This is a genomic window from Acinetobacter sp. (genome assembly GCF_041911495.1).
Lineage (GTDB): Bacteria > Pseudomonadota > Gammaproteobacteria > Pseudomonadales > Moraxellaceae > Acinetobacter.
Window position 1 is genome coordinate 1 of the sequence record NZ_JAYROT010000011.1, and the last position, 8,355, is coordinate 8,355.

10 protein-coding genes are annotated in these 8,355 nt (G+C 42.2%); 1 reads left to right on the forward strand and 9 read right to left on the reverse strand.

Going from position 1 to position 8,355, the window contains the following annotated elements:
• Window positions 1–242 precede the first annotated feature (242 nt).
• The 9 genes from lptB to ACE3PQ_RS01180 form a co-directional block, all read right to left on the reverse strand.
• Window positions 243–983, reverse strand: coding sequence for an LPS export ABC transporter ATP-binding protein (lptB, locus tag ACE3PQ_RS01140; protein ID WP_374294449.1), 741 nt, complete (start codon window positions 981–983; stop codon window positions 243–245).
• Window positions 983–1,540, reverse strand: coding sequence for a lipopolysaccharide transport periplasmic protein LptA (gene lptA / locus ACE3PQ_RS01145; RefSeq protein WP_241573749.1), 558 nt, complete (start codon window positions 1,538–1,540; stop codon window positions 983–985). Before lptA ends, lptB begins: the two co-directional genes overlap by 1 nt.
• A complete protein-coding gene (gene lptC / locus ACE3PQ_RS01150; RefSeq protein ID WP_374294451.1) occupies window positions 1,524–2,078 on the reverse strand; it encodes an LPS export ABC transporter periplasmic protein LptC in 555 nt (184 codons plus the stop codon). The genes lptA and lptC overlap by 17 nt, the downstream gene beginning before the upstream one ends.
• A gap of 84 nt (window positions 2,079–2,162) precedes the next feature.
• Window positions 2,163–2,702: a KdsC family phosphatase gene (locus ACE3PQ_RS01155; protein ID WP_374294453.1), complete on the reverse strand. Its 540-nt coding sequence runs from the start codon at window positions 2,700–2,702 to the stop codon at window positions 2,163–2,165.
• 2 nt (window positions 2,703–2,704) lie between these two features.
• A complete protein-coding gene (locus ACE3PQ_RS01160; RefSeq protein WP_374294465.1) occupies window positions 2,705–3,688 on the reverse strand; it encodes a KpsF/GutQ family sugar-phosphate isomerase in 984 nt (327 codons plus the stop codon).
• Between the two features lie 309 nt (window positions 3,689–3,997).
• On the reverse strand, window positions 3,998–4,837 hold the full coding sequence (locus ACE3PQ_RS01165) for an SPFH domain-containing protein (RefSeq protein WP_374294455.1): 840 nt from the start codon (window positions 4,835–4,837) through the stop codon (window positions 3,998–4,000).
• A gap of 67 nt (window positions 4,838–4,904) precedes the next feature.
• On the reverse strand, window positions 4,905–5,369 hold the full coding sequence (locus ACE3PQ_RS01170; protein WP_374294457.1) for an NfeD family protein: 465 nt from the start codon (window positions 5,367–5,369) through the stop codon (window positions 4,905–4,907).
• A gap of 62 nt (window positions 5,370–5,431) precedes the next feature.
• A complete protein-coding gene (locus tag ACE3PQ_RS01175) occupies window positions 5,432–6,370 on the reverse strand; it encodes a patatin-like phospholipase family protein (RefSeq protein ID WP_374294459.1) in 939 nt (312 codons plus the stop codon).
• A gap of 111 nt (window positions 6,371–6,481) precedes the next feature.
• Complete coding sequence (locus ACE3PQ_RS01180) at window positions 6,482–7,420, reverse strand: diguanylate cyclase (protein WP_374294461.1); 939 nt, start codon at window positions 7,418–7,420, stop codon at window positions 6,482–6,484.
• Between the two features lie 281 nt (window positions 7,421–7,701).
• On the opposite strand from ACE3PQ_RS01180, the gene ACE3PQ_RS01185 reads away from it, so the two are divergent.
• A partial coding sequence (locus ACE3PQ_RS01185) for an FGGY family carbohydrate kinase (protein ID WP_374294463.1) occupies window positions 7,702–8,355 on the forward strand: 654 nt, incomplete at its 3' end.

The window sequence follows — 8,355 nt, forward strand, 5'->3', positions numbered from 1 at the left end:
CGATATTTAAAATGATCTCTGAATGCTTGCTTTTCCTAAATGTATTGATATACAATGATTTCAGATAATGTCACTTAATGAAATTTATTATAAAAAAGTGGGTGACTTTTGCCAAGGTTGGGGTCGCGAGTTCGAGTCTCGTTTCCCGCTCCATATTCTAAAAGCCTCAATCAAAAGATTGGGGCTTTTTCTTATTACAACTTTTTAGAAAATTGAGAAATTAGTGGTAAGTAATATTTTCATTAAACCTTAAAATCATCACCCAAATAAACACGACGTACCGTATCATTTTCCAAGATATGTTGCGGTGTGCCTTCCGCAATCACACTGCCTTCAGACACGATATACGCCTTTTCACAAATCGCCAAAGTTTCACGCACATTATGATCGGTGATAAGTACACCGATACCACGATCTTTTAAATTTTTTACAATGTCTTTAATGTCATTGACCGAGATCGGGTCAACGCCTGCGAATGGCTCATCAAGGAGCATAAATTTTGGATCAGAGGCAAGGGCACGTGCAATCTCAGCACGGCGACGTTCACCACCCGATACGCTCATACCCAGTGAATCACGAATATGGGTAATTTTAAAATCTTCCAATAATTCATCAAGACGTTGTTTGCGTTGTTGCTTGTTTAGATCATTTCGAGTTTCCAAGATCGCCATGATGTTTTGACCAATGGTCAATTTACGGAAAATAGAAGCTTCTTGAGGCAAATAGCCAATCCCCTGTCGTGCACGCTCATGCATTGATAAGTTTGATAAATCCTTATCATCTAAGTGTATTGCACCTTTGTCCATGCGCACCAAGCCCACGACCATGTAGAAGCTTGTGGTTTTACCTGCGCCATTTGGACCGAGTAAGCCGACGATCTGACCGCTTTGGATTGCAAAAGAAACGTCTTTGACCACCCAGCGTTTGCTATAATTCTTTGCGAGATGTTGAATACATAATGTTTGCACGGCAGAAGTGCTCATTAATCATTTACTCCAGAAAGGCTTTGTTGTGCAGATGGTGGAATGACGATTTGAATGCGTCCTTTTTTCTGACCAGTGCTGCCGCCATCGGCTTGAATGTCACCTTTGCTCATGCTGTATTTGAGATTTTCACCTCGGAAGGTCGCACCATTTTGGCTTAAAAAGGCATTGCCTGATAAGGTAATGATGCCAGTTTCTGCATTGTAATTGATACGTTTGCCTTCGCCACGTGCGAGCCCTTTATTGCTATCCATTTGTTGTTGGAATTTGGCAGGAGAGCCATTGGCAGTGACGGTTTTGATTTGATTATTGCTGTTGAGATTGGCAACGATGGCATCAGCTTCAAGCTTTAAGGTGCCTTGTTGGATCACCACATTGCCTGTATACGTAGTCACACCAGTCTTTTCATTAAAGGTCGCACGTTCTGCTTCAAGGCTAATCGGCTTTTGACGGTCACTTGCCAAAGCAAATACAGCACTACTACTCAATAATGTTGTTCCCACAATAAGCAGTGTTAAAGCTGATCGTGAAGAAAAACGATTAGGACGCTGGTTCATAAAGACCTCGAATTTCAAAAAATTCATATTCGCCAGTATTCATATTGGCTTTTAAGCCCTGACTTTGAAATTTTGCCTGTGGACTGGTGATCGTTACTGAACGATCTGTAAAGATTTGATTGGTTTTGGTATTACCATTGAGCTGATCGGTGTCAAAAGTGATGCTTGGCGTTTGTTGGTCACTGAGCTTTGATACTCGAACATTGCCGACGAGAGTTACATTTTCATAATCATTAGTTGCAAAGCCTTGATCGGCATGGAAGCTCGCATTGAGTTTACCATCTACATACTGCACACCTTTCAACTGCTCAAGTACAGCATCGCCTGTTTGCATGTTCAAGGTCATGCCTTGAATCGTGGACTTGGCATACAGTTGTCCTTGTTCATCGGTTTGCGTGACTTGAATGTTCTTGGCATTGGAGTTGAGGTTGGACTGATTATTTGCCTCAAGGCGTTTACTTTTACCACTGAAGTAATAAAAGCCTGCAACCACGGTTACAATGACCAGTGTAATACTGTAAAGCAGTCGTGTATCCATAGGTTAAAGCCTGTTTGCTGATAAATATTCCATTACAATGTACTAGATTGGAAGCGTACATTATCCAATCATTTTATGCGTATATTAATGTGGTGGGTAGAGGAATTTTTCAAGGACGTTTTCATATTCGCCCTTTGCATGCAGTAGCATATCGCAGACTTCTCGTACTGCACCTCGACCACCAACCGCTTCAGTGACTAAATCTGCTCTACGACGGACTTCTACGTGACCATTTGGTACAGTGACTTTGACACCTGCAAGTGCAAAAGCAGACAGATCAGGCCAGTCATCACCCATATATAAGCAGTCTTCAGGCAAAAGGTTGAGCTGAGCGCAAGCTTCTCGCAGGGCAGTGCCTTTGTCTTCACGCCCCTGAAAAACAAAATCCACACCAAGATCAGACATACGTTTATCGACGATATAACTTTTGCGACCTGTGATAATGATGACTTTCATGCCGATAGATTGCACAAGCTTCATACCTAAGCCATCACGAATGTCAAAGTTTTTGATCTCATCACCATTATTGGTAAAGGTCACGAAACCATCGCTCAGAATACCATCGACATCTAAAACCAATGCTTTGATGTGTAATGCTTTTTCGAGAAGTGCAAAAGAACCCATGTTTATACTCCTGCACTGATTAAGTCATGCATACTAATCACACCAACGACTTTGTCCTGATCATCAATCACGACGAATTGATTGATTTTCTTTTCTTTCAATGAATCGAGCGCAGATACTGCACGTGCATTAGCATTGATGGTGAAAGGGCTTTTAGTCATCACTTCAGATACAGGGACATCTAAGCTAAGTTGTTGTTCATGATCCAATAAACGGCGCAAGTCACCATCAGTAAATATGCCGAGAAGTTTATGCTCCTCATCGACAATGGTGGTCATTCCCAAACGCTTATTAGTCATTTCATACAATGCTTTGTTCAATGGTGTGTTGGGCGATACGGTTGGAAGTTCATCACCCGTGTGCATCAGGTGTGTCACATGCAATAAAAGTCGCTTGCCTAATGCGCCCGCAGGATGTGAACGTGCAAAATCATCTGCAGTAAAGCCACGTGCTTCAAGCAAAGCCACAGCAAGCGCATCGCCAAGTGCGAGTGTTGCAGTGGTACTTGAGGTTGGCGCTAAGCCTAAAGGACACGCCTCTTGAGCTTTACCGAGTGTTAATGCAACATTGGCATTTTGAGGCATTGGGCCAGTGTCGTCTGCACTAATGGTAATCAGTGGTACATCGAGATGTTTGATCAAAGGCATCAACATCATGATTTCATCGCTTTTACCAGAGTTGGAAATCGCAATTAACACATCACCACGAACGAGCATACCCAAATCGCCATGACCTGCTTCGCCAGGGTGCATAAAGAAAGAGGGTGTACCTGTTGAAGCAAGTGTCGCAGCCATTTTACGACCGATATGACCTGACTTTCCCATGCCTGTAACGACCACACGACCTTTACACTTCAAAATAATCTCACACGCATCAACGAAGCGTTGATCAATCTGCTGTGACAATATCTTTAAGGCTTGTTGCTCAATTTGTAAGGTTTCTAAAGCGCTTTCGATGAAATCAATACGTAGCTCATTTGCTGGCATCATGTAGCTCTGCCTAAATCTAACTTTTTCAATAATAAGTGAATAATATCATAAAATAGGTGCAAAATTTGTATAGACTTGAGCAGGGGATTTGTTTCATTTTGCGTTATTAATTGGTTCTAAGAAATTATAATTATTCTGCGTTAAATCAGTTTCTGAGCTTATAAATTTAGTTCAATCATATAGACAACTTTCAGACTGAATGACATCGTTTGGCAAACTTTAAAGCAATAAAAATGGCTTCTATTCAGTCAACAATATTAGTAAACGATAGAAGCCATTTAAATTTACATTTTTAAAGTTGGTGGGTTAGTTTCTACCCATCACACCTTTGATGGTATTCATCAAGTCGGCAGGTAAGACCACAGTCTTGGCATTATTCGATTTCGACATTTCCTGCATTGCTTTGACATATTGCTCACCGAGTAAATACGCCACAGGAATTTCTTTATCACCAATTGCATCAGTTACTAGACCAATTGCTTCTTGAGATGCACGAGCGAGTACAACTTGTGCTTCTGCATCACGTCTAGATGCTTCAAGGCGACCATCTGCCTCTAAGATCGCAGCCTGTTTTTCACCATCGGCTTTGGTGACTGTTGCACGGCGCTGACGTTCAGCAGCTGCTTGGGATTCCATCGCAGACTGCATGGTTGATGATGGCTTGATGTCTTGGATTTCAACTGTTTTTAAGGTGATTCCCCAGTCGGCAATATCATCAGAAATCGCCGCTTTGAGTTTTGCCTTGATGTGATCACGAGAGGACAACGCATCATCAAGATTCATCTCACCAACGATTGAACGAAGCGTTGTTTGGACTAGATTTTGGATCGCCCAAGTATAGTTTTCGATACCGTAGACTGCTTTTTCAGGGGTAGTGATATTGATGTACGACACAGCATTCATAATCAAGACAGCATTATCAAGGGTAATGACTTCCTGAGAAGGAATATCGAGTACAATGTCTTTGGTGGTGACTTTAAATGCCACTTTGTCCATAAAGGGAATAATCCAGTTAATCCCTGGTGTTAACGTACGGTTGTATTTTCCCCAACGCTGTACGATGAATTTAAAGCCTTGTGGTACAATCGCCACCATGTTGTAGGCAACCACAACGGCTAATACCAGTAATATAATTACAAATTCCATGAAATTTTCCTCTTATAAAAATTCTGTTCAATGACGATCAGTGATTGATACACTTTCATCGTATTCATTATTTTGTTTGATGTGGCTGTACGACCAATTGATTGCCTAAAATGTCTGTGACAGTCACTCGATCACCAACAGCGACAGAAGCCAATATTCTACAAGTCCATTCATCTGCACCAAGTACAGGCATTGGGAAGCGAACAACTACTTCGTTATGCTCTGGCAACACTTGAATCACCATACCCACTTGTCCAATGGTTGCTTCACGTGAAAGTCCTGCATTGGTCGCATCTTTCGATAGTGCAGGTTTGGCAAACTTAAACCAAAGTACCATCACGACGACGGATAAAACGACCCAAATAAAAATTTGCATGGCGATAGGTAAGATCGGAATCAACCACACTAAGCCACTGACAACCACCGCAGCCAAACCAAACCAAAAAATGGTAAAACTTGGAATAAAAATCTCAAGCACCATCAAGATCAAGCCAAGTATCAGCCAGTGCCACGGTTCGATATTATAATTCATTCGCAATGTCCTTTTTATGAAATAAGTTTTTTGTCATCTTAGCTGAAATTACAAGTGAAGTTTTAAAACTGAGCCTTTGGCGGTGCTAAAAAGGCTTGTGGCGATTGTTTGAATTCAGCAATGATTTTTTTGATCTTTGGCATTTGGCGTTGTGCTGCTCGCTCACCCTCAAGGATCGACTCATTGCGTGCCTCGAGATCTAGCACACCAAGATGCCCAATCGCAGGTTGGATCACCACATCAGCTTGTTTGAGTTCGTTATTAATACTTTGCTGTCCCATGATGTTAATGGTTTGGTCAAGCAAGCCCCATAGACTCATAGATTTGGCATTCTTTGGACGAGCAGAGATATCCACTGCAATCACGATATCGGCGCCCATACTTTTTGCGGTGCTCACAGGAATTGGGCTCACTAAACCACCATCGACATATTTTTTCCCGCCGATCAATGCAGGAACAAAGACGTTTGGAATACTGCATGAAGCACGCACAGCTTGCCCTGCATTGCCTTTGATAAAGTCAGTTTTCTTGCCTGTATTTAGCTCAGTTGCCACAGCGGCAAAGCGCTTTGGAAACTGCTGAATAGATTTATTACCCACTTGTTGGTTGACATAATCTTGCAACTTTTGCCCGACCACGAAACCTTGACGGCTAAGAGTGAGATCTCGAATATCAGACTCTTCAAGTTTTAGCGCAATTTCTTGCAATTGGTATGGTGTTTTTCCAGAGGCATAAATACTCCCCACAAAACTGCCTGCACTAGTACCAGTGACAATCTTGGCTTTGATGCCATGTGACTCGAGGACTTTGATCACACCAATATGGGCAAAACCTTTGGCACCACCACCACCCAATGCAAGGGCGATCACAGGTTCACGGGCTTTTTGTACAGGCGTTGGATTTGGTTTTTTATTACCAAAGTCACATGCACTGATGACAATGCTTAACGCAGCAATACTGGTTAGTTTGATTAGATTGGAAGATGTGCGGGTATTTATCATGTGAATAAGCTTAAACATCGTAAAACTGTCCTGCTCATAGTACATGGATTTAAGGTCAGACCAAAGTGCAAAAAAGCTGTCAGCCGAACAACATTCATTCAGTAGTTAGACTTAGGTCTGTATTTTTTCTTTTTTGGCTTGGTACATGTTGAGATCAGCTTGCTGCGCTGCATGCAACAAACCTCGACTTGGATCACGCATTGCCATACCGAGCGCAGCAGAAATATTGGCGTGGTTGAGTGCATCTTCTAGATGTTGGCAGATTTTTTCCGCATCGACTAGCACGGTATCGATACACAAAATCGCAAATTCATCACCGCCAAGTCGGGCGATCATGTGTTGATCCGAGATGGATGCTTTTAATACCTTGGCGGTGGCTTGCAATAATTCATCACCTGCAGAATGACCGAATAGATCATTGGTGATTTTAAGATCATTGAGATCGATAATGATGATCGCAACAGGATGCCCATAAAGTTTGCATCGTGCTTCTTCGGCATCAATGACTTGATCCCAGCCACGGCGATTGACTAAGCCAGTAAGGTGATCTGTTAATGCTTCGACTTGTAGGCGTTCAAGTTGGCGAAGTTGGGCGCTGGCACGTAGCTCTGCTTGTAAAATGTGACTGAGAAGCGCTGCCATTTGTTCAATTAAAGGCGCTTCATCGAGTAAAGATTTGGGCTGAGGTTGCGGATCGACTGCACAGATCGTTCCAAAGATACTGCCATCTTCATGATATAGCGGCTGTCCGATATAGGCTTTGATCGGAACTTGCTGTGCAATCGGCGCATTGGCATACAATGGAATTTCTTCAGAGCGTGGTGCGATACGGGGTGCTTTGCCTTTAACCATGTGTGAGCAAAATGAATCTTCCCAACAAAATACATGACCAGGCTTGACATCATAGGCATAATCTTCAGATTGCAATACGATCCAGTCTTTATCCTCTACTCGAGTAATCATCCACAGATCAAAGCCATATCGAGCGTGTAAAAATTTTAAAACGCTTTGACCGACTTCCTGAAAATTTTTAAAACCATGTACATCCATTGGCACCACCTCGCTAACCCTTCAGATTATAGCGATGTTTAGTATTTTAAGCACTTGACTTGGAAAATATTATGTAACATTCAGCGTTGCGCTATTTTCATTTTCGAAAAAGATTCGCTATGATATTCATTAAATTCAAAGCAATTGTTTTTTATAGAGTATTGTTCGGCGAAGTTTGCTTGATAAATAGACCAATTCCCGTGCTACTCATCATTAATGAGAAAAAATTGCATGCACAACATCAACAGCAAACAACCAAAAGCTACAGTCTGGAACAATGCATGAACGCTACAGCAAAAAAATATATCGTCGCTTTTGATCAAGGCACCACCAGTTCAAGAGCGATCGTGTTTGATCATGATGCCAAAGTGGTCAGTATTGCACAGCGTGAATTTAGTCAGATCTATCCAAAATCAGGTTGGGTTGAGCATGATCCGATGGAGATTTGGGCGACACAAAGTTCGGTGTGGGTTGAGGCATTGGCACATGCAGGGATTTCGAGTGAACAAGTGGCGGCGATCGGCATTACCAACCAACGGGAAACTACGATTGTATGGGATAAACACACAGGTAAGCCAATTTACAATGCGATCGTTTGGCAGAGCCGACAAAGCACCGAAATCTGCAATCAACTGAAACAACAAGGTTTAGAAGAACACGTTAAAAGTGTGACAGGTCTAGTCATTGATCCGTATTTTTCAGGCACAAAAATTAAATGGATACTCGATCATGTCGAGGGTAGCCGTGAAAAAGCCGAAAAGGGTGAGCTACTGTTTGGTACAGTGGATACATGGTTGATCTGGAAATTGACCCATGGCGAAGTGCATGTCACAGACTTTACCAATGCCTCACGTACCATGCTGTTCGATATTCACAAACTCGATTGGGATGAAACTCTACTTAAAGCTTTAGATATTCCCAAAGCGATGCTCCCA

Coding starts and splice junctions, on each gene's coding strand:
- ACE3PQ_RS01170 (WP_374294457.1), bottom strand. CDS start 5,369: ATGAATTATAATATCGAACCGTGGCACTGGCTGATACTTGGCTTGATC.
- ACE3PQ_RS01180 (WP_374294461.1), bottom strand. CDS start 7,420: ATGGATGTACATGGTTTTAAAAATTTTCAGGAAGTCGGTCAAAGCGTT.
- lptB (WP_374294449.1), bottom strand. CDS start 983: ATGAGCACTTCTGCCGTGCAAACATTATGTATTCAACATCTCGCAAAG.
- ACE3PQ_RS01165 (WP_374294455.1), bottom strand. CDS start 4,837: ATGGAATTTGTAATTATATTACTGGTATTAGCCGTTGTGGTTGCCTAC.
- ACE3PQ_RS01155 (WP_374294453.1), bottom strand. CDS start 2,702: ATGGGTTCTTTTGCACTTCTCGAAAAAGCATTACACATCAAAGCATTG.
- lptC (WP_374294451.1), bottom strand. CDS start 2,078: ATGGATACACGACTGCTTTACAGTATTACACTGGTCATTGTAACCGTG.
- ACE3PQ_RS01175 (WP_374294459.1), bottom strand. CDS start 6,370: ATGATAAATACCCGCACATCTTCCAATCTAATCAAACTAACCAGTATT.
- ACE3PQ_RS01160 (WP_374294465.1), bottom strand. CDS start 3,688: ATGCCAGCAAATGAGCTACGTATTGATTTCATCGAAAGCGCTTTAGAA.
- lptA (WP_241573749.1), bottom strand. CDS start 1,540: ATGAACCAGCGTCCTAATCGTTTTTCTTCACGATCAGCTTTAACACTG.